Annotated in this window: 1 protein-coding gene; it reads right to left on the bottom strand. The window is 69.3% G+C overall.

Annotated features, from left to right (window positions below):
• The coding region (locus BXY45_RS22785; protein WP_109776818.1) for a CoA-acylating methylmalonate-semialdehyde dehydrogenase at nucleotides 1–1,259 on the bottom strand (1,259 nt) is incomplete at both ends.

The following is a 1,259-nucleotide window of genomic DNA, read 5'->3' as shown; positions in this document are numbered from 1 at the left end:
GTGCCGTGGGCGTGGGTGTCACCGAACAGGGAGTTCTTCCACCCCCCGAAGGAGTAGTACGCCATCGGCACCGGCACCGGCACGTTGATCCCGATCATCCCGACCTGGACCTCGTTGGCGAACCGCCGCGCGGCGCCACCGTCGTTGGTGAAGATCGCCACCCCGTTGCCGTACGGATTGGCGTTGATCAGGTCCACGGCCTCGGCGTAGGAGGCCACCCGCAGCACGCTCAGCACCGGACCGAAGATCTCCTCGGTGTACGCCGCCGACGTCGTCGGTACCCGGTCCAGCAGCGTGGGGCCCAGGAAGAAGCCCTGGTTGTCCACGCCGCCATCAGCGTCGGGGGTGATGGCGCGCCCATCCACCACCACGTCGGCGCCGTCGGCGGCGGCGACGTCGATGTAGGAGGCGACCTTGTCGCGGTGGACCTTGGTGACCAGCGGACCCATGTCACAGCTGCGCCGCCCGTCACCGGTGCGGATCTTCCCCGCCCGGTCGGCGATCTTGGTGACCAGCTCATCACCCACACCACCCACGGCCACCAACGCTGAGATCGCCATGCAGCGTTCCCCGGCCGAGCCGAACCCGGCGTTGACGGCGGCGTCGGCGGCGGCGTCCAGGTCAGCGTCGGGCAGCACCACCATGTGGTTCTTCGCACCGCCCAACGCTTGGACGCGCTTGCCGGCGGCGGTGCCGCGTTCGTAGACGTACTTCGCGATCGGGGTGGAGCCCACGAAGGAGACCGAGGCGACGTCGGGGTGGTCCAGCAGCCCGTCCACGGCGACCTTGTCGCCCTGCAGCACGGTGAAGACCCCGTCGGGTAGGCCGGCGTCCTTCCACAGTCCGGCGATGAACAACGCCGCTGAGGGGTCCTTCTCGGACGGCTTGAGCACCACGGTGTTGCCGGTGGCGATGGCGACGGGGAAGAACCACATCGGGACCATCGCGGGGAAGTTGAACGGGGAGATCACCGCGACCACGCCCAGCGGCTGGCGCACCGAGTGCACGTCCACCGCCGTGGAGGCGTTCTCGGTGAAGCCGCCCTTGAGCAGGTGGGGGATGCCGCAGGCGAACTCCACCACTTCCTGACCGCGGGCGACTTCACCGGCGGCGTCGGAGAGGACCTTGCCGTGCTCAGCGGTGATGATCGCCGCGAGTTCGGGGGCGCGGGCGTTGAGCAGTTCCCGGAAGGCGAACAGCACCTGGGTGCGCTTGGCCAGGGACGTGTCACGCCAGGCGGGGAACGCCGCCTTCGCCGA

Source organism: Quadrisphaera granulorum, from assembly GCF_003149145.1.
GTDB lineage: Bacteria > Actinomycetota > Actinomycetes > Actinomycetales > Quadrisphaeraceae > Quadrisphaera > Quadrisphaera granulorum.
This window is presented reverse-complemented; position numbering and strand designations above follow the sequence as displayed.